Below are 22,598 nucleotides of genomic sequence, written 5' to 3'. Positions count from 1 at the left end.
GGCTTTACAGTCCGATCGCGTCGCGGCCGCGATTCAGGTAGCCGGTGAGCGAGAACAGATCGACGTTGCCGCCCGAGACGATCACGCCGACGCGCTTGCCTTGCGCGGCCAGCCGGCCGGACAGCAGCGCCGTGGCCCCCAGCGCGCCTGTCGGCTCGATCACCATCTTCATGCGTTCCATCAGGAACAGCGTCCAGTGGATCAATTCGTCGTCGGGCACGGCCATGACGTCGTGCACTTCCGACAGGATCAACGGAAACGTGATGGCGCCGGCGCTCTCGGTACGTGCGCCGTCGGCGATGGTGTCGGGATTCTTGCAGGTCTGCAGGGTCTTGAGCTTGAAGCCCCGCGTGACGTCATCCCCGGCTGCCGGCTCGACGCCAATCACCTTGATGCCAGGCGACATGGCCTTGGCGGCGATCGCCGAACCGGACAGCAGACCGCCGCCGCCGCAGGGTACGAGCAGGTAGTCCAGCGGGCCCACGTCCTGCATCAGCTCGAGCGCGGCCGTGCCTTGGCCGGCGATGATGTGCGGATGGTCGAAGGGCGGGATGGTCACGAGGCCGTCCTTGCTGGCAACGTCGGCTGCGACCGCTTCGCGGCTGTCGGTGGCGCGGTTGTAGGTAACGACGCGAGCGCCATACCCCAGGGTGGCCTGCAGCTTGACCTGGGGCGCATCGGTGGGCATGACGATGGTGGCCGGGATGCCCAGCAGTTTGCCCGCGAGCGCAACGGCCTGGGCATGATTTCCCGACGAAAACGCCACCACACCGCGCCGTTTGGCGTCGTCGTCCAGGTGCGACAGCGCGTTGAAGGCGCCGCGAAACTTGAACGCGCCCATCCGCTGATAGTTTTCGCACTTGAAAAAGACCGACGCGCCCGTCAAGGCATCGACCGTATCGGAGGTCAGGACCGGCGTCCTGTGGGCATGGCCGCTCAGGGTCTGCGCGGCGGATTCGATATCGGAGAATGTGACGGACATACTGCGTAGCCTCGCAAGAGATGGAAGGTGGACCACGGTCACCGGATGAGCGCGTGGTCAAAATGATCCGACCCCGGGGTGGACAGATCACACGACAAACAACAGTATACGAAGCAGCTGGATATATCGGCCCCGGCACGGCCCTTGCATTCGCCGTTGTCTCCCCTTGCTTGCGAAGGATGCGCATGACCGCCGTCACCGTTCAGGATGTTGTCTTTACCACGTCCCATGATCCTGCCTTGGCCGGACGCCTGTATCGCCCGGCGGCAAGCGGGCCGGTGCCCCTGCTGGTCGACATTCATGGCGGCGCATGGAACAAGGGCGACCGGCTCAATAATCAAGTCATGCACCAGTATCTGGCCGAGCACGGCATCGCCACCTTTGCATTGGACTTTCGCCTGGCGCCCGCCACGCAGTACCCGGGTGCGGTCAGGGACGTGAACCAGGGCATCCGCTGGGTCAAGGCCCATGCCGAGGAACTGGGCACGCGGGCCGACTGGGTGGGCGGACTGGGCACGTCGAGTGGCGGCCACCTTCTCATGCTCAACACGCTGCTGCCGGATCACCCGGACCATGCCATGCCGGATGCGGGGGCCGACGCCAGGGTGAACTATGCCGTGGTGTGCTGGGGCATCCTGGATCCGCTTGCCCGCTATCGGATGGCGCAAGCCAGGAATTTGACGCAGTTGATCTCGGCGCATCACGATTTCTGGCCGGATGAAGCCGCCATGACACGGGCAAATCCGCAGTTGATCCTCGAGCGCGGCGAACATGCGCACCTGCCGCCGGCAATCATCATCCAGGGGATCGGCGACCAGAACGTCGACCATGCGCGCGCCGACCTGTTCGCGGACGCCTATCGCAAGGCGGGCGGCGACGTGGCCGTCCACAAATTTGATGACGTCCACATGTTTGTGACATCCACCCCGGACACCGACAACTCGCGCCAGGCCTTGGAGCGGATTCGGGACTTCGTCCTGGCCCAAACCGTTGCTGTCCGGTAAATCTCACATCTTCAAACGAAGTGTTGCCGCTTCCGGTTGAGCCAGCCTGTAACATTTGCTGTCGTTACCCGACGCAAAGACTCACAACAGGAGCGCCACCCATGAAGACATCCACCGTTAGCAAGCTCGTTCTGGTTGCCGCCATCACTGCGTTCACCGCAGGTTGCGCAAACCAGCAGCAAAACAATGCCGCCATTGGCGCAGGCGGCGGCGCCGCAGCCGGCGCGGGCCTCGGCGCGCTGTTTGGCGGCGGCAAGGGCGCGGCTATCGGTGCAGGCGTTGGCGCTGTGGCCGGCGGCCTCGTTGGCTACAACTGGAGCAAGGTCAAGCAAGACGTTGAACAATCGGGCGCCAAGGACCTGGGCATCGACGTGGCCGAGCAGCCCGATGGCACCCTGAAGGTCAACATCCCGAGCGGCGTGTCGTTCGACACCAGCAGCTTCGCGCTCAAGCCTGCCTTGCTGCCGGTGCTGGACAGCGTCGCCCGCACGATGCAGCAAAGCCCGGAATTGCGCGCACGCGCCGTTGGCCACACCGATAACACCGGCCAGATGGCCTACAACCAGACTCTGTCGCAAAACCGCGCCACGGCTGTGACCAGCTACCTGGCGGGCAAAGGCGTGGCCAATGCGCGCCTGAGCTCGGAAGGCCGTGCATCGAACGACCCGGTAGCCGACAACGCCACCGCGGAAGGCCGCGCCGCGAACCGCCGTATCGAGATCTTCCTGTACGCCACGAAGAACTAAGACGGCCCGGGCATGGCCGCTCGCCATTGCGAGCGGCTTGCCATCCCGTAAAAACGCCAGACTCCTCGCATGGAGGTCTGGCGTTTTTTTTGCCCGCCGCATTCTAAGTCGGTGCCCCATGCCGCCATATGCAACGTGCCACCGCGATGTGCAATGCAGCAAATTCACCGCGAATTTATGTAGATGGCAAGCCCTCATGCACACGAAAGTCGCATACGAATTACCTGCAGCGGGCTTCCCCTAGTTCCAGGCCGCTACGCTGCGGCGCACAATCGACCGACGGTTTCAGCTTCGAAATCGTGTCAGTGCAACCGCTGGAGGTAACCATGCAGGACACCACGACGGATTTTTCCCATGTGAAGCCGGGCGATACGCCCTACCGCGGCGAAGGCTTGCGGGACTTCTTCCAATATCGCGATCTGGGGATTGCGGCCGCCACGCATGGCAAGGTCATCGCGCACCTGGTCAGGGCGCATTCCGCACCCGAGAAAGGCACGGGCTGGCACCGCCATGAAGCGGACTTCCAGATCGTGATCATGTTGAAGGGGTGGGCCAAGTTCATGTACGAGGACAAGGAAACGCTGGTCGAAGCCGGCGATTGCGTCCATCAGCGTCCGGGGCTCGTGCACTACCTGTTCGACTATTCGCCCGACATGGAATACCTGGAGATCGTGGGGCCCGCCGACTTCAAAAGCATCGACGCCCCCGCGCCATGTGCGGTACCGGCGCCAACGCCCTGGGATACGCCAGCCGTGGCCGCGCAGGTCGAACGCGCGGCCTGACGATGCGATGACCTGCGTCGCCGCACCGGCTCGTCGCGGCGCGCCGCCTACTCGGGCGAGATCCCTGCCTGGCTGGTGATGCCGCGATACACCGACACGCTGCTGTTCAACAAGGCCAGGAAGTCGGCAGGCGACGCGCTCTTGGCGACGTTGAACCCGGCTGCATCCAGCCGCGATCGCATGTCGGCCGATTCAAGCGACTTGCCAATCGCAGCGCGGAGGGTTTCCACCACGGCGGCCGGCATACCGGCGGGGCCAAGGACGCCCACCCAGGTATCGGGCATGGTGTAGCCGGTCACGCCAGCTTCCGTCATGGTGGGTACCGACGGCGCTGCCGGGGCGCGCTGATTTTCGAGCACGGCCAGCAGCTTGAGCTTGCCGGATTTGACGAAGGGCATGACGTTGGACAGCACCAGGATGCCGACCGGCACCTGCCCGCCGACCACATCGGTCAGCGCCAGCGAGCCTCCCTTGTAGGGCACGTGGACCATGTCGATCTTGGTCACCGCCTTGAGGAGCTCGCCGCCCAGATGCTGCGACGTGCCAACGCCTGCCGTGCCGTACGACAGCTTCCCCGGGTGGTTGCGGGCATAGGCGATCAGGCCCTGGACATCGTCGATGGGCAAGGAGGCATTCACGACCAGGGCCTGCGGTGCAGTACCGACGATGGCGATCGGCGTGAAGTCCTTGATCGGGTCGTAGGCAATGGACTTGGAAAAGAACGGCAGTGTGTTGTGCGGGGGCCCAAGTTGCACCAGCAGTGTGTAGCCGTCGGGCTGCGCGCGGGCGACCATCTCCGACCCGATCATGCTGTTGGCGCCGATGCGGTTGTCCACGATCACCGGCTGCCCGGTGGCGGCCGACAGCTGCTGGCCCAGGGACCGTCCGACCGTGTCGGCAGCGCCTCCGACCGCGAACGGCACAATCAGGCGAATAGGCTTGTTCGGAAAGTCCTGGGCCATCACGGCAGCCGGCAGCAGGACGAGCGCGGCCAGCGCCTTGCGTAGCAAAAGCATGGTTGTCTCCTCGGTGGAATCCACATCCGCCGCCTTGGCGCCCGGGTCGGGTCGCGTGGCGATCTGGTGGCCACGGCGTCGGCGACGCCGCGATCAAAACGTGCGTCGCGCCGTCAGGCCGGCGACAGCGGGAAGCGCTCCGCGTAGCTGATCTCGTCGACCTGGTTCTCGTTGATCCAGTCGGCAAGCTCGTCGTGGCGCGGCATCCATACGCCCTCGTGCGACGTGATGTAGCCCAGCACTTCGTCGAGCACGGCGCTGATCAGCGGCCGGCCGCCGAAGTGGCCGTGCACCGTGATGTTCATGAAGGCGTCCGGCTCCTTGTTGTGCAGGTAGTCGAACGTGTCCTTGTAGCACTGGAAAAAGTCGCGGGGCGCGGCGCGCAGCACGCGGTTGTCGGCGAAGTCGCTGTGCGGAATCGCGACCATGCCGCCACCGCCGTTGGGCAGGCGGCATGGCAGGTCCAGGTAGTTGTAGTCGCCGTGCCAGAGCATGCCGGCCTCGGCCAGGAGGTCGGTGGTGCGCTCGGTAGTCGCGATGGTGGAACTGAGCCAGCCGCGCGGCTTCACGCCCGATACGTCTTCGAGAATGCCCAGGCTGCGTGCAATCAATGCGCGTTCTTCGGCCTCGTCCAGGCCGGGCAGCACTTCGTCCTGCGCATAGTTGTGGCCGGCCAGCTCGAAGCCGTTGGCCACGATGCGCTGGATCACGCCCGGGAACAGTTCGGCCACCCGCGCGTTCACGCAAAAGGTGGCGGGCAGATTGCGTTCGCGCGCGATGCGCATCAGGCGGTCGGCGCCAGCGCGGGCGCCATATTCGGACCAGGTGATCCCGGCCAGGTCTTTGGTGCCGGGCCGCGGCGGGCTGGTCATGGGCGAATACGGCGGCGCCTTGCCTTCGGACCAGCTTTCCACCAGGAAAGTCAGGACCACCACGGTGCGGACGCCCTCGGGCCAGATCCTTTTCAAGCGGGTCATGCGAATTCCTTGTCGGCAGCACCACAGGTCGGTGCGGTGTAGCGACTATCGCGCCGCGAGCCACTTAATACAATTTGAATGAATCGAACTAAAATTAAGTAAACCTCAATCACTGCGACCCCGACATAAAACCATGCCTTCTTCTCCGCTCAAGATTGCGCAAGTGCGCCAGTTCCTGATCGCGGCCGCACGCGGCAGCTTTCGTGCCGCCGCATTGGAAACGCACCGGTCGCAGGCCGCCATCACCCTGGCCATGCAACAGCTGGAAGAGGAGCTTGGCGGCGCGCTGTTCGAACGGGGCCATCAGGCGCGGCTGACGCCGCTGGGCCTGTCCGTTTTGCCCTTGCTGACCGAACTGGTGGCCGTGCACGACCGGGTGCAGGGTGAAGTGCGCCAGCTGGCCAGCGGCGAACACGGCACCCTGGCGCTGGCGGTCATGCCGTCACTGGCCGAAGAATGGCTGCCCCGGGTGCTGCGCGAATTCGCGTCCGGGCATCCCGGTGTGCGCTACCGGGTGGCCGACGTGTCGTCGCCGCAGGTGGGGCCTCTGGTCGCCAGTGGCGAGGCCGAGATCGGCGTGACCGGGCTGATCGGTGAAGACGCCAAGCTGGACCGCGTGGCGGTGGCGCGAGACAGCTTTGGCGTCGTCTGTCGGCCGGACCACTGGATCGCCCAGCGCGGCAAGGCCTTGCCGTGGAAAGCCCTGGGCGACGAAACCCTGATCGCCAACACTACCTTCCACGCCCTGCAAGGCCACGGCCTGGAACGGTGGCTGGACAATCCCTATATGGTCATTGCCAACCGCACGTCACTGATCGCCACGGTGCGGGGCGGACTGGGCATTACCGTGCTGCCAACCCTGGCACGGCCCGCGCCGGAACATGGCCTGGCCTTCGTGCCGCTGACCACGCCGCGCGTGCCTCGCGTGATCGGCATCGTGACGCGCGCGGGCCGGACCCTGTCCCCGGCCGCAGCGACCATGCACGCGGCCATGCGGACGTCGCTGGCGGCCTTCGCACTGGCGCAGGGTGCGCAACTGGCATAGCGTCACTCGGTCCCCCGCGTCGAGCGCCCTCTGCCCACTTCCGCCAAACGGACGAGTCGCTCGAACGACACTTATGGCGCAGGCGCAACGTTCCCGCCGCGATCCTGCGCGACCGTGAGCGGCACGCCACCATCCTGCCCCTGGCCCACTACAATGGGACCCCTCCGAACGTCATCGCCTGTGTCCATGACCTTTTTGCGGAAAAGCCTGTTCGCTTTTCTCATCCTTGCCGGCTTCGCCCTGGGTGGCTGCAACGTTGCGCGCGCCGAAAAGATGCGTTTCACGTTCGGATCGGACACCCCGCGCTGCAATGACGCCAGTTGCGCCATGTGGATCAACGCCCGCGGCGTCATCACTAACGAAACCCCCGCCGACTTCATCGCCTTCATCGACCGCAACGCCCTGCGGGCCAAAACCGTGCGCTTCGACTCGCCCGGTGGCGACCTGGTGGCCGGCATGCGGCTGGGCGAGGTCATCCGCGTCAAGAAATTCGACACCGAGGCCATCACCTGTGCGTCGGCCTGCGCCTACGCCTTCCTTGGCGGCGTGCAGCGGCGTTTTGCAGGCAAGCAGACGCGGTTTGGCGTGCATCGTTTCTACCGCAGCAAACCGCGCAATCCCACGCTGCGCCACTATTCCGGTGAAGACCTGGACACCCCCCAGCGCCTGATGGCCGGACTGATGCTGTATGCGATGAAAATGGGCGTGGACCTGCGCCTGCTGGCCATGGCGACCGAGGCGGGTCCGGGCGAAATGCGCTGGATCGATGCCGACGAAGCGCGCACGCTGAACGTGACCTACACGCCGTATACCTGGGACCGCTGGGAGATCAAGCCGCTGGGCAAGGGCATCATCGCGATCTCGCAGAACCAAGACAAGAATGCGTCGATGCAGATCGCGTGCACGAAAAGCGAAGGCGCCTACTTCCTGATCCGCGATGAACGGGAAAACGCCGGCTGGTTCCGCCAGTGCCAGGCCACGCGGGGCAACGGCCATCCCATCCTGGGCACGCTGGTGGGCGACCAGGACGTGGTCACGCGCACCAGCCAGGACAAGGCCACGATCGCGTTCTTCATCGACCCGCGCAAAGTCACGTTCAGCAACGCGACGGTGTTTGCGGATCCGAATACCTACGGGCCCTCGTGCATCGCGCCGTTCGACAAGTACGTCGGGGCGACGGCGGGGCTGAAGGAAGCGGCGCAACTGGCCCTGCGCAACTGCGTGGAGTGACGGGAAGACGCGTGCCTGAAGACCGGAAGGTCCGACACGTCAGACACGTACCGCAGTCAGGCGCGCCACCTGCGCGACGTTTCCCCGTCACGCCCTGAACAGCTCGTGCACCTGCGCGCGCAGCCACATGTTCCCGGCATCCTTGTGGAACCGCCGTGGCCAGAACTGATGCACTTCGATCGTCGGGGCCTTGATCGGCACATCCACGATCCGAATCCGCGCATGGCGCACGCATACATCCGCCAGGTCGCGCGGCACGGTCGCGATCAGGTCCGACCCTTCAATGATAGGCAGCAGGCTGGTGAAGTGGGACGTCTCGAGCTGCACGCGCCGCGTCAGGCCCCGCTGCTGCAGGAATTCTTCGAACAGATGCTCGCGCCCCGGCCGCACGGCCGCGTGCGGCGCCGCCAGGTATTGCTTGAGCGTCATGGTGGCGCCGATCGTGGGGTGGTCGTCGCGGATGATGCACACGAAGGTATTCCGGAACAGCCGCTGCTGGAACAGACCCGCCTTGTGCAGGTCGGGAAAGTAGCCGATCGCCAGCTCTGCCTCGCCCGATTCCAGCGCCTCGGCGGCCGCATGGCGCGGCATGGCCAGCGTCCGGATGTTCAGGCGCGCGCCGGACTCGGTAAAACGGGTCAGCAGCTTGGGCAGGAAATTGATCTCGCCGATGTCGGGCGTGATGATGGTGAAGGTCCGTTCGCTGGTCGCGGGGTCGAAGGTATGCGCCTGCAGGATCTCGCTGCGCACCGTATCCATCACCCGGTGCACCGCGGGAGCCAGCGCGGTGGCGCGGGGCGTAGGCCGCATCTGCGAGCCGGTGCGCACGAACAGCGCATCGTCGAACAGGCTGCGCAGCCGGGCCACCGCCGCGCTCATGGCGGGCTGGCTCAGGTCCAGGGCCTCGGCCGCGCGGGTCACGCTGCGGTGTTCGATCATCGCGTCAAACACACGCAGCAGGTTCAGGTCGATCGTTCGGATATCCATTCCGCCAGTATCTCCGTAAACACTATCCACGCGGTGGATTTTAACTATCCGCCAAATCGTCTGGATGGATGGGCCGCGCGCTCGTAGACTCCGTCTCACAATAACGTGAGGAGACGCGCCATGACCCGGCTTACCTTGGATCAGGCCAACCAGATCATTACCGCGGCGCTGCATCAGTCGGCCGCCAGCGGCTACAAGCCCATGGCCGTCGTCGTGCTCGATGATGCCGGGCACCTGAAGACCGCGCAGCGCCAGGACGGCGCCAGCATGTTCCGCATCGATGTCGCCACTGGCAAGGCCTGGGCCGCCGTGGGCATGGACGCATCCAGCCGCACCCTGGCCCAGCGCGCCAAGGACAACCCCAACTTTTTCGTGACGCTGGCATCGACCGCGCAAGGCCGCTTTTTGCCGCAGACAGGCGCCGTGCTGATCCGCGATGCCGACGGCAACATGCTGGGCGCGGTCGGCGCCAGCGGGGGGTCGGGCGACGAGGACGAAGCCATCTGCATCGCCGGGGTCCACGCCGCGGGCCTGGTTCATGGCTGAGCGCAGCGGCGCGCATGGCGTGGCGGCGGCTGGCGCGCCCACGCCGTCAGCAACGGCAGCCGCAACCGGCACGTCAGCCATTGCAGCCACGTCAAGCGCGTCAGCTGCATCATCCGCCAGGTCGTCCATCCTGGCACCCTCAGGCACCCCGCGCTGCGCCTGCGGCATCGACATCCACGCGCACATCGTGCCGGGCCACCTCCCGTCCTACCTCGGCAGCACGATCCCTGCATCGTGGCCCAGCATGGCCGATGCGCCGCCGCAGCGGGGCCTTTGCCATCGGCACGTCATGATCGCGGGCAAGACCTACCGCACCGTGTCGGAGCAATGCTGGAGCGTACCGCGCCGCCTGTCGGACCTGGCCGGCATGGGTCTCAAGCACCAGGCGATCTCGCCCATGCCCGAACTGCTGTCCTACTGGATGGACGCGTCCGACGCGCAGCCCCTGCTGCGTTTTCTGAACGAACAGATCGCCGAGATGTGCGCCGCTTCTGACGGCGTGTTGCTGGGCCTGGGCGCCGTGCCGCTGCAGGACGTGGACCTGGCGATCCAGGAACTGCGACATGTGATCGAGACCCTGGGCTTTGCGGGTGTCGAGATCGGCAGCAACATCAACGGCGTGCCAATCGGCGACCCGCGCTTCCTTCCCTTTTTTGAAGCCTGCGTCGCCCTGGATGCCGCCTTGCTGGTGCACGCGATCAAGCCCGCCGGCATGGACCGCCTGATCGGCCCGCCGCCCTTGCAGCAGGTGCTGGCCTACCCGACCGATGTCGGGCTGGCCGCGGCGTCGGTCATTACCGGCGGGCTGATGCAGCAGCTGCCGTCCTTGCGGCTGGCCTTCAGCCACGGCGGCGGCACGCTGGCCATGCTGCTGCCCCGCCTGCAGCAGGGCTGGCAGGTGTTCCCCGCCCTGCGCGACAGCATTCCGGAATCGCCCATCGAACAGGCCCGCAAGCTGTTCTACGACACGTTGGTGTTCGACGCGCAAACGCTGTCGCACCTGGTGGCCCGCTTTGGCAGCAGCCAGCTGATGCTGGGCACCGACTACCCCTTCAATTTCCATGACCGCACGCCGCTCGACAGCCTGGCCGCGGCCGGCCTCGATGCCGCCGCGGTCGACCAGGTGACGGCTGGCAATGCGAAGCGCTTTCTGGCGCGCGCGTTTGCCTTGCCGTCCTGAACGTACCGATAACAGAACGGAGACCCTGATGGCTTCCCCCACGATCCAGTCGCTGCGCAGTGTTGCGCTGAATGTGCCCGACCTGCAGCGCGCCGAAACCTTCTACACCCAGGTCTGGCACCTGACGGTTGCCGACCGCTGCGACGACGCGATCTACCTGCGCGGCACCGGTCCCGACCACCACATCCTGGCCTTGCATCGGGGGGGCGACACGGCCGAAATCCGCCAGGTGACCCTGCGGGCGCATGACGAGGCGGCGCTGCAAGCCATAGCAACCGCCGCGATCGCGGCAGGCGGCACGATTGCCGTGCCCCTGGCAACGATTGCCGAGCCGGGCGGTGGCACCGGCCTGACCGTGCGCGATCCCGACGGGCGCCTGCTCCAGGTGGTTGCCAACGATGCGCGCCATGCCGATACCACCGAGGCCAAGGACCGCCCGATCCGGCTGGCCCACGCTGTCTTCAACAGCCACGACGTGGCGGCATCGCAGGCGTTTTTCGAGAAAGCCTTTGGTTTCCGCCTGTCGGACCGCACGAAGATCATGGCCTTCATGAACTGCAACCGCGATCACCACAGCATTGCCCTGGGCGACGCCGACAACGACGCGATCAATCACGTCGCGTTCGTGATGCCGGACCTGGAGTCGGTGATGCGCGGCGGCGGCCGCATGAAAGATGCGGGTCACGTGATCGAGTGGGGCCCTGGCCGCCATGGTCCGGGCAACAACGCCTTCAGCTATTTCGTGGGCCCGTTTGGCGAGGTGATCGAGTACACCGCCGAAGTCCAGCAGATCGACGACGACTACAAGGTGGGCGGGCCTGGCGACTGGAGCTGGCCGGCCGGACGCATCGACCATTGGGGCATCTCGGCGCCGCCCAGCGCCAACCTGAAAGCCGCCCAGCGCGCCCTGTTTTTCGTGAAGACGCCCGCCCCGGCAAACGCCTGACCAAGACGCCCTTTTCCCTCTTGCCCGATCCCGCGACTGCCTGACCGCAGCGCAGGCACGCCACCCGCTTACCCTTTTTTCGGATCTGCCATGCGATTCACTACCTTCGTCCAATCGGGTGCGCCCCGCCTGGGCCTTGTGGACGGCGACGCCGTCATCGACCTCAACGCCGCCGTGCCCACGGTGCCCGCCGACCTGCGCCAGGCGCTGGCCGCCGGCATCGACCTGCAGGCCGCGTGCGAGAAGGCCCTGGCGTCGGATGCGCCGCGCCTGCCGATGACCGGCCTGACCCTGGCCCCGATCGTGCCCGAACCCGGCAAGATCATCTGCCTGGGCCTGAACTACTTCGACCATGCCAAGGAAGGCGGCCGCGACAAGCCCGAGTACCCGTGGTTCTTTTTGCGCGGGGCCAGTTCGCTGATTGCCCATGGCGCCGACGGCATCCTTCCAAAAGTGTCCGAACGCTTCGACTACGAAGCCGAACTGGCGCTGGTGATCGGCCGCCGCGTGCCGCGCCACGTCTCGCAAGACGCTGCGCCCGACTACGTGTTCGGCTACGCCTGCTTCAACGACATGTCGGTGCGGGACTATCAGAAGCGTACGCCGCAATGGACCATAGGCAAGAACTTTGATGGCACCGGCGGCTTTGGCCCCGTGCTGGTGACGGCCGATGCCCTGCCCCGCGCCGCCGTGGGCCTGAAAATCGAAGGCCGTCTGAACGGCGACGTCATGCAGCAGGCCAACACCACGGACATGATCTGGGGCGTGGCCGAGACCATTGCGCTGCTGAGCGAGGCCATGACGCTGGAGCCCGGCGACGTGATCATCATGGGGACCCCGGCGGGCGTGGGCCAGGCCCGCAAGCCGCCGGTCTGGATGCGCGCGGGCGATACCTTCGAAGTCGAGATCGAAGGCATCGGCACCCTGTCCAACCCGATCCGCGCCGAGGCCTGAGATGGACGCGAACAGGGAACACGGCGTGAACCAGGGCGTGGAAGAGGACGTGGACTCGGCCGCGCGGCAGGCCGCCTCGGGCGCGTCGTCCATGCTGTATGACGTTGCCATCGTCGGCTTCGGCCCCTCGGGCGCGGTTGCCGCCGGGCTGCTGGGCGGCCAGGGTCTGAAGGTGCACGTGTGCGATCGTCAGCACACGGTCTATGACAAGCCGCGCGCCATCGCGATCGATCATGAAATCCTGCGGGTGTTCCAGCAACTGGGCATCGTCGACCGGATCGCGGCGCATGTCGAACCCTTCACGCCGTCGGAATACTTTGGTGTGGATGGTCAGCTGATCAAACGCCTGACCATGATCGCGCCGCCCTACCCGCTGGGGTACACGCCGTCCAACGTGTTCTCGCAACCGCCGGTGGAACAGGCGCTGCGCGAACACGTGCGCAGCCTGACGAACGTGACGGTGGCGCTGGGGGCGAGTGTGACGGCCGTGACGCAAGACGATGCGGTCGTGTCCTTGTCGGTCACGCACGACGATGGCCGGACCGACACGGTACGCGCCCGTTATGTGGTCGCCTGCGACGGCGCATCGAGCTTCGTGCGCGAGCAGGTCGGCATCACGCTGGAAGACTTGCAGTTCGACGAGCCCTGGCTGGTGGTGGACGTGCTGGCCAATGAACGCGGCCTGGCCAAGTTGCCCACCACCAGTGTCCAGTATTGCGAAGCCGAACGGCCCTGCACGATCGTGATCGGGCCGGGCAACCATCGCCGGTGGGAGATCTCGCTCAAGGAAGGTGAAGACCCGGCCAAGGTCACGCAGCCGGAAGAAACCTGGAAGCTGCTGTCGCGGTGGATCACGCCGGACGATGGCGAGCTGTGGCGCCAGGCCAGCTATCGCTTCCATGCGCTGGTGGCAGACCGGTGGCGCGCGGGGCGGGTGTTCGTGGCGGGGGATGCCGCCCACCAGCAGCCCCCTTTCCTGGGCCAGGGCATGTGCCAGGGCGTGCGGGACGTCGCCAACCTGAGCTGGAAGCTGGGCGCGGTGCTGCGTGGCGAGATAGCCGGTGGCGCCGCGGAACGGCTGCTCGACAGCTACGGCGACGAGCGCAAGGCGCATGTCCAGGAACTGACATCGCGGATCAAGGCAATCGGCGCGGTGATCTGCGAACGGGACATCGACAAGGCGCGGGCGCGTGACGCGCATCTGCTGGCCGACAGCGGCGGCGTCGTGCGCGACACCCCGCGCCAGGACGTGATTCCGCCCCTCGACACCGGCCTGCTCGCCCCGGCCACCAACCCGGCGCGCGGCACGCTGTTCCCGCAACCCTGGCTGCGCCAGGACGGCAAGGACGTGCGGCTGGACACGGTTGCCGGCAACGGCTGGCTGCTGGTGCTGGGCGCCGGGTACGACGGTCCGGCCCCGTCCACCCAGGGCATACCGGGGCTGCAGATCGTACGGCTGGACGAGACGCTTCCGGAAAAGGAAGGCGTGGCGGCCGCCTGGTTCGAACGGCATGGCAGCACGGCGGCGCTGGTGCGGCCGGACCGCTATGTGTATGGCACGGCGGCGTCTGGCCAGGCGCTGGCCGATCTGACCCGCAGGCTCGCGGACACCCTGGCCTGAGAACGACAACAACGACGCAACGACATCCTCATACCGACAACAATAGCTGGAGACATGCAATGAACCGTAGAGATCTCATCAAAGTCCTGGCGCTGAGCGCGCTGGCCCCCTTGCCAATCGCAAACGCCTTTGCGCAGGCCTGGCCCGACAAGCCCGTCAAGATGGTGCTGTCGCAACCGCCCGGCTCGGGCCCCGACAACATTGCGCGCATGCTGTCCGAGCGGCTGTATGCCAAATGGAACCAGGCCATCGTGATCGAGAACAAGCCGGGCGGGCAGAATACCGTGGGCGCCCAGGCCGCGGCGCGCGCCCCGGCCGACGGCTACACCTTCTACTTTGCGACGACGGCGGCGCTGGTCACCAACCGCTTCCTGTTCAAGACCTTGCCGTATGACCCGGAAAAGGACTTCGTGCCGGTCTCCTTCATTGCGCGCAGCCCGTTCGGCGTGCTGGTGCGGGCGGATTCCCCGATCCGCACCATCGATGAACTGATCGCCAAGTCCAAGGCCGCGCCAGGCACCTTTTCGCTGGGCAACGAAGGCCCGCGCACGTTTGGCGGCATGATCGCGCGGCTGTTCAATTCGCGGTCGAACGCCCAGGCCAACCTGGTGCCCTACGTATCGGTCGGCGTCTCGACGCAGAACCTGATGGGCGGGCATGTGGACGCCATCGTGGCCGACGTGGCGTCCACCGCGCAGCTGGCCAAGCAGGGCCGCCTGCGTCTGCTCGCCACCACGGCCGACACCCGCCTGGCCGACTGGCCGCAGGTGCCCGCCCTGGCCGAAAGCCTGCCGGGCTTCGACATGGTGGGCTGGTTCGCCGTCGTGGCGCCTGCCGGGACGCCGTCTTCGGTGGTCGAGCGCGTGAACCGCGACATCGACGCCCTGCTGGCCGACCCGGAAGTGGCCGCCAGGATTGCAACGGTCGGCCCGATCGCCGCCCCCGGCTACAGCCCGGCCCAGACCGGTGCGTTCCTGAAGGCCGAGACCGCACGCTGGGCCACCATTACGAAAGAAATCGACATTCTTCCGGAATAGACCTTCGACGCCTTGCGCCAGACCGGCGCGATCCGCTGCGGCCTTCGGGCCCCCACCAACCCGCAACGCCTGCCGTAGCGGGTTTTTTTTCGCCAGGTACAGCGCCGTTACAGGGATGAGTCCGGCGTGCAACAACCCGAGGCCATAGTGGGCGGATTCATCCTTAAGGCGTAGCTAAGGTCACCCAAAAGGGGTAACTTCTGTTGACTTGCGCCCGGCCGGTCGGGCGCGCTCGCCCCTCCTATCTCGCGCGTTGCATTCATGAATTCGTCTTCTACCGACTCCTCGCTGTTGTCGCTGAGCCAGCTGGCAGCGATGGTGGCCGCGCGGCGCACCCTGATTATCACGACCGTGGTGGTGATGGTGGGCGTCACCGCCGCCATTACGGCCTCGCTCCCGCGCCAGTGGACAGCGTCGTCGGACATCTACGTCGACTACCGCGAGAACGACCCGATCAACGGTCGCAACTTCTCGGCGATGCTGGACGACAGCTACATGCAGACTCAGATCGACATGATCAAGAGCCAGGTGGTCGCGCAGCAAGTCGTCGACACCCTGAATCTCACGCAGTCGGCGCAGTACCAGGAAGCCGTGCAGAAGCTGGGCGAAGCCCGGGCGCATGACGACCTGATCGACAACCTGAACAAGAACACCACCGTCATCAACAAGCGCGGCAGCCGGGTGCTCGAAGTCGCCTACACCGCCGGCACGCCAGAAATGGCCCGCGATTTTTCGGCCGCCGTGGTCAATGCCTTCATCGGCATGACGCAGCAGATCGCCAGCCGCGCGGCCCGCTCGCGCACCGAGCAATACAGCGCGCAGCTCGAACAACTGCGCAAGGAAGCCGACGCCATCCAGGAAAACATCACGCGCTATCAACGCGAGACCGGATTGCTCAAGGCGACCGACAACGACGACATCGACACCCGACGCCTGAATCAGCTGTCGCTGCAACTGGCCGACGTGCGCGCGCAGCAGCAGGCCGCGCAGGCCCGCAGCGCAGCCACGCGGCAACTGGTCCAGCGCGGCATCCGCCCGGAAGAAATCCCCGAAGTCGGCCAGTTCGGGCCGATCCAGGAGTTGCGCGGCAAGCTCAATGACGTTGAACGCCGCCTGACCGAAGCCCAGGCTACGCTGGGCGACCGGCACCCCACGGTGGTCGGCCTGGTGTCCGAGCGGCAGGAACTGCGCGCGCGGTTGGACCGCTCGTCGCGCGCGGCCATGGACAGCCAGGGCGGCGACACGGCCCGCCTGAGCATGCAGGAAGCCGCGCTGAACCGCGACATCGACGCGCAGCGCGACCGGGTGCTCAAACAGATGCAGGGCCGCGACCGGCTCGTGTCCTACGAACGCCAGCTGGCCAGCGTCCAGCAGATCTACAACGCGGCGCTGCAGAAATATGACGGCCTGCTCATGGCCAGCAGCATCACGCTGCCCAACCTGGCCGTGCTGCGCGCGGCCGAACTGCCCAGCGCGCCGTCGGGGCCGAAGGTGCGCCGCAACCTGGTGTCGGGCCTGCTGGTAGGCGTGGCAGCGGGCCTGTTCATCGCGCTGATGCTCGAACTGTTCAATCGACGCGTGCGCACGCGGGACGATCTGCTCAAAGGCCTGCCCCTGCCGCTGATCGGCACGATCGGCCGTCGAGGGGCCGCAGCATGAACGCTCGTCCTGACAACGTGGGGGAGGCGAAGGCGGGCGTGAACGCAGGCCCTGCTGCAGCCGTCCATGCCAACGTGGATGCACACGCAATGGCAGCCGCCGTCGCAAGCCCTGCTTCCGGCGGCGACCGCATTGGCGACCGGTTTGTCCAGTCCGGCCTGCTGACGCCCGACCAGGCGGTACGCGTGGTGCAGTTGCAGGACGCCGAGGGCCTGCGTTTCGGCGAAGCGGCCGTCAAGCTGGGGTTCACTACCGACAAGCAGGTCCAGGCCGTCCTGTCCAAACAGTTCCACTATCCGGTGGCGGCCGAGCGCAGCGGCATTTCGGCCGACCTGGCCATCGCCCACGCGCCCTTCAGCGCCGAAGCCGAAGCCATCCGGCAGATCCGGGCCGAACTGTCGATCCGGCTGGCCGGGTCCGGCCCGATCTCGCTGGCCGTCGTCAGCCCGAACGAAGGCGAAGGCAAAAGCTATCTGGCGGCCAGCCTGGCCATCGCCTTTGCCCAGGCCGGCATGCGCACGCTGCTGATCAACGCCGACATGCGCGATGTCGGCCGCGACAAGCTGTTCACCCGAACCGGCGAGGTCGGCCTGTCGACCATCCTGGCGGGCCGCTCGGCGCCCAGCGCCGGCCTGCCCGTCGACAGTTTCCCGTTGCTGAACGTGCTGGACTCGGGTCCGCCGCCGCCCAACCCGATCGAGATGCTGCACGACGGCGCGTTGACCCGCCTGCTGGCGGCGCTGCCGGGCTTTGACGTCGTCATCGTCGATACGCCGTCGGCGGGCAAGTCGTCCGACGCGCAGGTGATCGCGCAGCAGATCGGCTTTTGCCTGCTGCTGGGCCGCAAGGACCATACGCATCTGGTGGATCTGGTGGCCACGCAAGACAAGATGCGCACCGCGGGTGCGCAGATTGTCGGCACCATCTACAACGAGTTCAAAAGCGGCCGTACGCGCGGCGGCTGGTTCAGGCGGCGTCGCGGCTAACGCGGCGCGCCCGGAGACTCCATGGAACCCGCGCTGTCGCCTGCCCTTCCCGCGCGATTCAACCGCCGCCTGTCGATGGCGCTGGTGTCGCTCAGCCTGATCTTTTCGCTGGTCGCCTTCACGCTCAGCGTCGGTGAAACAGGGCCGGCCGCCACCCACGAACTGGCCGAAGGCTCGTCATTGCGGCAAATCCAGTTCGGTTCGATCTTCCTGGCCGCCATCTGGCTGGCCTGGCAGCATCGCCAGTGGACCTGGCTGCACCTCAAGCACGCCAACCCCTTCCTGATCGCGGTCGTGGTGTATTGCTTCGCCAGCATGCTGTGGTCGGTCGCGCCGATGGTGTCCATCAAGCGCACGGCCCTGCTGGTGGGCCTGCTGCTGATCGGGCTGGCCACGGCGCCGCCGGTGGGCGACACACGCCTCTGCTCGCGCGCCATGATGTTCACGATCACCGGCATCGCGGCCGTGTCGGCCGTGGTGGCGCTGGCGCTGCCCAATGTCGGGGTGGACTTCCAGCTGGGGGGAGCGTGGCGCGGCATCCTGTGGCAAAAGAACGTGCTGGGCTCGATCACCGGCTTTGGCGTCATCCTGTGGCTGCGCGAATGCCTGACGGGCGACATGCCGCTGCCCCGCTGCATTGCCGGGCTGGTGCTGTGCTTTTTCGTGCTGATCATGTCCAAGAGCGCCACGTCGCTGATCGTGACGGTGCTGGGCTGTGGCATCTATCTGATGCTGCGCCGAAAGTATCTGGCGGGTCGGCACACGCAGCTCGTGCTGAGCATGGGGCTGATCCTGACCGTCATGCTGTTGCTGCACTTCGGCTATGTGATCACCGGCCATTTGCCGACCTGGAATGACCTGGTCGGCCCAATCACCGGCGCGCTCAATAAAAGTTCCGACTTTACCGGCCGGGGCGAGATCTGGAAGCTGGTGCTGCTCAGTGTCGAGCGCCATCCCATCTGGGGCATCGGCTACGGCGGCTTCTGGCTGGGCGAAGGCAGCGCCTCGCAGTACATCAAGGACCTGCTGGCCTGGATGCCCGCTACCGGCCATCAGGGCTACATCGACATCCTGAATGAACTGGGCGCGGTCGGCCTCGGGCTGACCATTGCGGCGCTGTTCTGGCATTTCTATCAGTTGGGCCGACTGGCCTTTATTGATCGGGAAGAGGCGGCCATCCACTTCTCGTTGATCGTGCTCGTGATCGTCAGCAATTTCTCCGAAAGCCAGTTGCTGGCCGACGTCGCGTTCCAGAACATCTACTTCTTCTATTCCTCGCTGAATGTCTCGGCGATTCTTGACCTGCACCGCAAGGGGGCCTTGCCCGCTGCGGCGCGCGGAGGGTTGGCCCATGCATAGACTTGCTGCTTTGCTGTTGGCGCTGGCGCCCCTGGCCCCATCGGTGGCGTACTCCCAGGCGCTTCCCCTGCCGTCTGCCTTCACCCAGGGTGACAACGGGGCGGAGTACTTCCCGTTCGCGGTCGATGAAGACGCCTTGTCGGGCGCGCCAGACCGTTCAGCGTTGAATACGCCGATCACCCCGGCGTCGCGCCTCGTGGTGCACAACGGGCGCTTTGTCGCGGTCGGGCGCGACGGCCGTCCGGGCACGGGCGACGACGTCCGCACGCGGCTGTACGGCGTCAACCTCAGTTTCGGCAGCAACTTTCCTGCACTGGATGACGCGCCACGGCTGGCCAAGCGCCTGCGCAAGCTGGGGTTCAACGCGGTGCGCCTGCACCACATGGACAGTTTTCCGACCGACGACACGACGGCCCCTGGCAGCATCCTGACGACCGGTCCTTTCCCGACCTTCAATACCGAGGCCATGGCGCGGCTCAAGCGCCTCATTGCCGCGCTCTCCGCTGAAGGCATCTACGTCAACCTGAACCTGCACGTCGGCTACCGCTTTCGGCCCGATGTCGATCAGTTGCCCGTCCCCCAGGGCCCCCCGGGCGTCGCGCCCATCGGCAACCCGTTGCACGTCTACATGCCGCGCATGATCGCCCTGCAGGAAAGTTACGCGCGCGGCCTGATCCGCGGGCTGGACCTGCGCGGCAACCCGGCCCTGGCGATGGTGGAGATCAACAACGAATCGTCCTTGCTGGCGGCCTGGCAGTGGCGGCAGTGGGAATGGGTGGTGCCAGGCGGCTACGCCGACACACTTTCCAACCTGTGGCAGGCCTGGCTCACCAATCACTACGGATCGACGGCCAAGGCCTGCGCGGTCTGGCAAGTTTGTGCGAACCCGTCGGCCCCCGTGCCGCTGTTGACGCCGGCCGATGCCGACATCCCGCAAGATGCGATCGGCCGCCTGCGCGTCCGGATGGGCGAGAAATGGCGCAAGGTCTCGGCCCAGTGGCTGGGCAGCGATGCCAGCACCACGCCGCCAGGCGGACGCATGCTGCGCCTGCAGGACTTCCTGCAATTCCTGGCCGACACCGACAGCCGCTACCTGAACCGCATGCGTGCGGTGGTCAAGGCGGAAACCGACGCAAGGGTGCCGGTCACGGGCACGCAGATGGCCTATGGCGGGGCGTTGAATTTCGACTCCCACGCGGCGATGGACTACATCGACGAACACATCTACGTCGGCCACCCGGAATTCCCGTCCAGGGGCTATACGCCGCGCGACTGGCGCATGCGCAATGTGGCACCTTCGGGTGGCGTGGAACTGCGGCGCCTGCTGGCCATGTCGTACCGGCGCGATCGCACCAAGCCGTTTGTTGTGAGCGAATACAGCCAGCCCTTCCCGCAGCCACGCGGCGCCGAAACCATTCCGGTGTTGGCCACGATTGCCGCCCTGCAGGACTGGGACGGCCTGTTCTATTTCGACTACACCTACACGCGCGACGGGCTCAAGGCGCCCGCCAATTTTTCGTTGACCGGCGACTGGGGCAAGTACGCCTTGACCGGCCCCAGCGCGCAGATCTTCCGCCAGCCGACCGTGGCCGCCCTGCCCGACCGCATTGCGCTGCCCTTGCCCGTGTCAGCACGCCGCGCCATCGCGGCGTCGACGGCGTTTGACGCGCTGGATGCCGACATCGCCACCCGCCTGGGCGTGATGCCCGAGCTGGCCTTCCGCACCCAGGTCGCGATCGATACGACGCCCAACGCGTCGACGCATTTCGTCGCGCCGGCGCCTGCCGCGGCAGCCACGCCCGACGACAGCATCGGCTTTGACGCGGCCGAGCATCTGTTCACGGTGCGGCACGACCGTGTGTGGGGCGTCTTTGGCGACGCTGGCGGGAAACGGGTCGAGGGGCGGGGCCTGCTCGCCGAGTTTCCGGGCAAGGCCGGCCAGCACACCAGCTTCTGGGTCACCGCCCTGGATGGGGCCCCGTTGGCTCGGGCACGCAGCTGGCTTGTCACGCTCGGTACCTGGACCACGGGCACCCAGCCGGGCTCCTTGCCCGCGCGGCCCAAGGAAGTCGTCGCCTACAAGGGCGACACCACCTGGCTGACGCTGGAACCGGACCCCACCACGCCCGATCAGCCCTCAGGCGCAACCGACACCGCCGGTCCGGCCTGGCAGGCGCGCAGTCCGCTGCGGCTTACCTGGGCGTCGAAAGACGGCATGCCGACGGTGTATCCGCTGGACGGCGCCGGCCGCCGCCAGGCGCCCCTGGCCGCGCCCGCCGTGCGACGGCTGGGCGATCAGGTCACGGTGGATCTGCACGCCACCGCGCCTGCGGCCAGTCTCTGGTATGAGATCGTGATGCCGGTGGCGGTGGGTGCGGCTGCCACCACCTCGATGCCACCCGCAGCGGCACGATCATCAACTGCGGCGCTCCCGTTCGACGCCCCGTCGCGCACCCGATGACCGCCGCGTCCTTTCCCGCGGCCCGCCGCGACGCTTCAGGCGGGTCCGCGGCGTCCAATGCGTCTGACGGGTCCACGGCGTGCGACCCATCCGCACCGTCGGCTGCGCGCGCCGCCCTGCACACCGGCGTGCCCGACGAAGACACGGTATCGGTCTGCGTCTGCACCTACCGCCGCCGCGAGAAGCTGTCGCTGCTGCTCGACGATCTGCTCCGCCAGCATCGCCGTCCGGACCAGATCGTTGTGGTTGACAACGATCGCGACGGCAGCGCACGGGACGTGGTCGAGGCGTGTCGCGCGCGCATGGAAAGCACCGCGCGCACCGAAGGCGCCGAACCCATCGACCTGATCTATGTCGTGCAGCCGGAAAAGAATATTTCCCTCACCCGCAATGCCACCGTGGACTACGCCACGTCGTACTGGCTGGCGATGGCGGACGACGATGAACGCGCCGCCGAGGACTGGATCGCCAACCTGCTGCGCACGGCGCGGTCCAGCCGGGCCGATGGCGTGCTCGGTCCGGCCGTGCCTCTGGTTCCCGACACGGCGCCCGAGTGGATCCGCCGCGGCGGCTTTTACGACTGGGCGCGCTTTCCAACCGGCACACCAGTGCCAACCAACGGACTTCGCGCGGGCAATCTGATCGTGCGCCGCGACGCCATCGTGGCCATGCAGCCGATGTTCGATCCGGCCTATGGCCTGACCGGCGGCGAAGACGGCGACCTGTTCATGCGTATGCAGGCCGCCGGCTACCGCTTCGTGTGGTGCGACGACGCCGTCGTCACCGAAACCGTCGAGCCGGGCCGGCTGACGCTTGCCTGGATCCTGAGGCGCGCCCGGCGTGGCGGGCAGGATTTTGCCCGGCATGTCATGGGCGGCAAACTCGGCCCGGCCACACCGGCCCGACTGACCGTGTTCTTTCTCAGGGCCGTCCTGCAGATGCTGCTGGGCGGTGTTCTGGCCGTGCTGACCCTGCCGCTGGGCCGCCACCGCGCCGCGTACTGGCTGGCCCGCGCGTATGCCAATTACGGCAAGCTGACGGCGCTCTGGGGCAGCCGCGACCTGGAATATGCGTGACACC

Annotated in this window: 20 protein-coding genes; 16 read left to right on the top strand and 4 right to left on the bottom strand. The window is 66.5% G+C overall.

Going from position 1 to position 22,598, the window contains the following annotated elements; translation table 11 throughout:
* Window positions 1-4 precede the first annotated feature (4 nt).
* Complete coding sequence (locus IE116_RS22110) at window positions 5-982, bottom strand: threo-3-hydroxy-L-aspartate ammonia-lyase (RefSeq protein WP_189615448.1); 978 nt, start codon at window positions 980-982, stop codon at window positions 5-7.
* Between the two features lie 185 nt (window positions 983-1,167).
* Between IE116_RS22110 and IE116_RS22105 the strand changes: the two genes are divergently transcribed.
* The 3 genes from IE116_RS22105 (at window position 1,168) to IE116_RS22095 (ending at window position 3,514) form a co-directional block, all read left to right on the top strand.
* Entirely contained in the window at window positions 1,168-1,986 is an 819-nt protein-coding gene (locus tag IE116_RS22105) for an alpha/beta hydrolase (RefSeq protein ID WP_189615445.1), read from the top strand.
* A 101-nt stretch (window positions 1,987-2,087) separates the two neighbouring features.
* The gene (locus IE116_RS22100; RefSeq protein ID WP_179589555.1) at window positions 2,088-2,732 is read left to right on the top strand and encodes a YiaD family glycine zipper/OmpA-like lipoprotein; all 645 of its coding nucleotides are present in this window, start codon (window positions 2,088-2,090) and stop codon (window positions 2,730-2,732) included.
* Between the two features lie 326 nt (window positions 2,733-3,058).
* Complete coding sequence (locus tag IE116_RS22095) at window positions 3,059-3,514, top strand: cupin domain-containing protein (protein WP_189615444.1); 456 nt, start codon at window positions 3,059-3,061, stop codon at window positions 3,512-3,514.
* 47 nt (window positions 3,515-3,561) lie between these two features.
* Here the strand turns inward: IE116_RS22095 and IE116_RS22090 are convergent, their stop codons facing one another.
* Entirely contained in the window at window positions 3,562-4,530 is a 969-nt protein-coding gene (locus IE116_RS22090; RefSeq protein WP_189615442.1) for a Bug family tripartite tricarboxylate transporter substrate binding protein, read from the bottom strand.
* Between the two features lie 113 nt (window positions 4,531-4,643).
* Window positions 4,644-5,507, bottom strand: coding sequence for a polysaccharide deacetylase family protein (locus IE116_RS22085; RefSeq protein ID WP_189615440.1), 864 nt, complete (start codon window positions 5,505-5,507; stop codon window positions 4,644-4,646).
* Window positions 5,508-5,640: 133 nt separating this feature from the next.
* Here IE116_RS22085 and IE116_RS22080 point away from each other — a divergent pair, with 133 nt between their 5' ends.
* Together IE116_RS22080 and IE116_RS22075 are read left to right on the top strand one after the other, a co-directional pair.
* Complete coding sequence (locus tag IE116_RS22080; protein WP_189615438.1) at window positions 5,641-6,552, top strand: LysR family transcriptional regulator; 912 nt, start codon at window positions 5,641-5,643, stop codon at window positions 6,550-6,552.
* A gap of 186 nt (window positions 6,553-6,738) precedes the next feature.
* Window positions 6,739-7,782 (top strand): COG3904 family protein, encoded by a 1,044-nt coding sequence (locus IE116_RS22075; protein WP_189615435.1) that lies wholly within the window; start codon window positions 6,739-6,741, stop codon window positions 7,780-7,782.
* Window positions 7,783-7,869: 87 nt separating this feature from the next.
* Here IE116_RS22075 and IE116_RS22070 read toward each other — a convergent pair whose 3' ends face one another.
* Window positions 7,870-8,769, bottom strand: a complete 900-nt coding sequence (locus IE116_RS22070; protein ID WP_179589539.1) for a LysR family transcriptional regulator — start codon at window positions 8,767-8,769, stop codon at window positions 7,870-7,872.
* Window positions 8,770-8,889: 120 nt separating this feature from the next.
* Between IE116_RS22070 and IE116_RS22065 the strand changes: the two genes are divergently transcribed.
* From IE116_RS22065 to IE116_RS22015, 11 genes are all read left to right on the top strand, one after another.
* Window positions 8,890-9,315, top strand: a complete 426-nt coding sequence (locus tag IE116_RS22065; RefSeq protein ID WP_189615433.1) for a GlcG/HbpS family heme-binding protein — start codon at window positions 8,890-8,892, stop codon at window positions 9,313-9,315.
* Window positions 9,308-10,495 carry an amidohydrolase family protein gene (locus tag IE116_RS22060; protein ID WP_189615431.1) on the top strand — a complete coding sequence of 396 codons (1,188 nt, stop codon included), beginning with the start codon at window positions 9,308-9,310 and terminating at the stop codon, window positions 10,493-10,495. The genes IE116_RS22065 and IE116_RS22060 overlap by 8 nt, the downstream gene beginning before the upstream one ends.
* A 28-nt stretch (window positions 10,496-10,523) precedes the next feature.
* A complete protein-coding gene (locus tag IE116_RS22055) occupies window positions 10,524-11,441 on the top strand; it encodes a VOC family protein (protein WP_189615429.1) in 918 nt (305 codons plus the stop codon).
* Between the two features lie 90 nt (window positions 11,442-11,531).
* On the top strand, window positions 11,532-12,395 hold the full coding sequence (locus IE116_RS22050; RefSeq protein WP_189615427.1) for a fumarylacetoacetate hydrolase family protein: 864 nt from the start codon (window positions 11,532-11,534) through the stop codon (window positions 12,393-12,395).
* Window position 12,396: 1 nt separating this feature from the next.
* A complete protein-coding gene (locus IE116_RS22045) occupies window positions 12,397-14,016 on the top strand; it encodes a bifunctional 3-(3-hydroxy-phenyl)propionate/3-hydroxycinnamic acid hydroxylase (protein WP_308428266.1) in 1,620 nt (539 codons plus the stop codon).
* A gap of 59 nt (window positions 14,017-14,075) precedes the next feature.
* On the top strand, window positions 14,076-15,053 hold the full coding sequence (locus IE116_RS22040; protein WP_189615425.1) for a Bug family tripartite tricarboxylate transporter substrate binding protein: 978 nt from the start codon (window positions 14,076-14,078) through the stop codon (window positions 15,051-15,053).
* A gap of 261 nt (window positions 15,054-15,314) precedes the next feature.
* Window positions 15,315-16,712 (top strand): GumC family protein, encoded by a 1,398-nt coding sequence (locus IE116_RS22035; RefSeq protein WP_189615423.1) that lies wholly within the window; start codon window positions 15,315-15,317, stop codon window positions 16,710-16,712.
* On the top strand, window positions 16,709-17,698 hold the full coding sequence (locus IE116_RS22030; RefSeq protein ID WP_189615421.1) for a polysaccharide biosynthesis tyrosine autokinase: 990 nt from the start codon (window positions 16,709-16,711) through the stop codon (window positions 17,696-17,698). Before IE116_RS22035 ends, IE116_RS22030 begins: the two co-directional genes overlap by 4 nt.
* A 21-nt stretch (window positions 17,699-17,719) precedes the next feature.
* Window positions 17,720-19,057, top strand: coding sequence for an O-antigen ligase family protein (locus tag IE116_RS22025; protein WP_189615419.1), 1,338 nt, complete (start codon window positions 17,720-17,722; stop codon window positions 19,055-19,057).
* Window positions 19,050-21,518, top strand: a complete 2,469-nt coding sequence (locus IE116_RS22020; protein WP_189615417.1) for a glycoside hydrolase family 5 protein — start codon at window positions 19,050-19,052, stop codon at window positions 21,516-21,518. Before IE116_RS22025 ends, IE116_RS22020 begins: the two co-directional genes overlap by 8 nt.
* Window positions 21,515-22,594, top strand: a complete 1,080-nt coding sequence (locus tag IE116_RS22015; RefSeq protein ID WP_189615415.1) for a glycosyltransferase family 2 protein — start codon at window positions 21,515-21,517, stop codon at window positions 22,592-22,594. Before IE116_RS22020 ends, IE116_RS22015 begins: the two co-directional genes overlap by 4 nt.
* Window positions 22,595-22,598 lie beyond the last annotated feature (4 nt).

Source organism: Pigmentiphaga litoralis, assembly GCF_014651835.1.
Taxonomy (GTDB): Bacteria; Pseudomonadota; Gammaproteobacteria; order Burkholderiales; family Burkholderiaceae_B; genus Pigmentiphaga; species Pigmentiphaga litoralis.
The sequence above is the reverse complement of the archived record's forward strand: the minus strand, read 5'-3'. Positions and strand labels throughout refer to the sequence as shown.

What these genes read in the sequence shown, in the direction of transcription:
- IE116_RS22110 (WP_189615448.1), bottom strand. Translation starts at nt 982, where the DNA reads ATGTCCGTCACATTCTCCGATATCGAATCCGCCGCGCAGACCCTGAGC.
- IE116_RS22105 (WP_189615445.1), top strand. Translation starts at nt 1,168, where the DNA reads ATGACCGCCGTCACCGTTCAGGATGTTGTCTTTACCACGTCCCATGAT.
- IE116_RS22100 (WP_179589555.1), top strand. Translation starts at nt 2,088, where the DNA reads ATGAAGACATCCACCGTTAGCAAGCTCGTTCTGGTTGCCGCCATCACT.
- IE116_RS22095 (WP_189615444.1), top strand. Translation starts at nt 3,059, where the DNA reads ATGCAGGACACCACGACGGATTTTTCCCATGTGAAGCCGGGCGATACG.
- IE116_RS22090 (WP_189615442.1), bottom strand. Translation starts at nt 4,530, where the DNA reads ATGCTTTTGCTACGCAAGGCGCTGGCCGCGCTCGTCCTGCTGCCGGCT.
- IE116_RS22085 (WP_189615440.1), bottom strand. Translation starts at nt 5,507, where the DNA reads ATGACCCGCTTGAAAAGGATCTGGCCCGAGGGCGTCCGCACCGTGGTG.
- IE116_RS22080 (WP_189615438.1), top strand. Translation starts at nt 5,641, where the DNA reads ATGCCTTCTTCTCCGCTCAAGATTGCGCAAGTGCGCCAGTTCCTGATC.
- IE116_RS22075 (WP_189615435.1), top strand. Translation starts at nt 6,739, where the DNA reads ATGACCTTTTTGCGGAAAAGCCTGTTCGCTTTTCTCATCCTTGCCGGC.
- IE116_RS22070 (WP_179589539.1), bottom strand. Translation starts at nt 8,769, where the DNA reads ATGGATATCCGAACGATCGACCTGAACCTGCTGCGTGTGTTTGACGCG.
- IE116_RS22065 (WP_189615433.1), top strand. Translation starts at nt 8,890, where the DNA reads ATGACCCGGCTTACCTTGGATCAGGCCAACCAGATCATTACCGCGGCG.
- IE116_RS22060 (WP_189615431.1), top strand. Translation starts at nt 9,308, where the DNA reads ATGGCTGAGCGCAGCGGCGCGCATGGCGTGGCGGCGGCTGGCGCGCCC.
- IE116_RS22055 (WP_189615429.1), top strand. Translation starts at nt 10,524, where the DNA reads ATGGCTTCCCCCACGATCCAGTCGCTGCGCAGTGTTGCGCTGAATGTG.
- IE116_RS22050 (WP_189615427.1), top strand. Translation starts at nt 11,532, where the DNA reads ATGCGATTCACTACCTTCGTCCAATCGGGTGCGCCCCGCCTGGGCCTT.
- IE116_RS22045 (WP_308428266.1), top strand. Translation starts at nt 12,397, where the DNA reads ATGGACGCGAACAGGGAACACGGCGTGAACCAGGGCGTGGAAGAGGAC.
- IE116_RS22040 (WP_189615425.1), top strand. Translation starts at nt 14,076, where the DNA reads ATGAACCGTAGAGATCTCATCAAAGTCCTGGCGCTGAGCGCGCTGGCC.
- IE116_RS22035 (WP_189615423.1), top strand. Translation starts at nt 15,315, where the DNA reads ATGAATTCGTCTTCTACCGACTCCTCGCTGTTGTCGCTGAGCCAGCTG.
- IE116_RS22030 (WP_189615421.1), top strand. Translation starts at nt 16,709, where the DNA reads ATGAACGCTCGTCCTGACAACGTGGGGGAGGCGAAGGCGGGCGTGAAC.
- IE116_RS22025 (WP_189615419.1), top strand. Translation starts at nt 17,720, where the DNA reads ATGGAACCCGCGCTGTCGCCTGCCCTTCCCGCGCGATTCAACCGCCGC.
- IE116_RS22020 (WP_189615417.1), top strand. Translation starts at nt 19,050, where the DNA reads ATGCATAGACTTGCTGCTTTGCTGTTGGCGCTGGCGCCCCTGGCCCCA.
- IE116_RS22015 (WP_189615415.1), top strand. Translation starts at nt 21,515, where the DNA reads ATGACCGCCGCGTCCTTTCCCGCGGCCCGCCGCGACGCTTCAGGCGGG.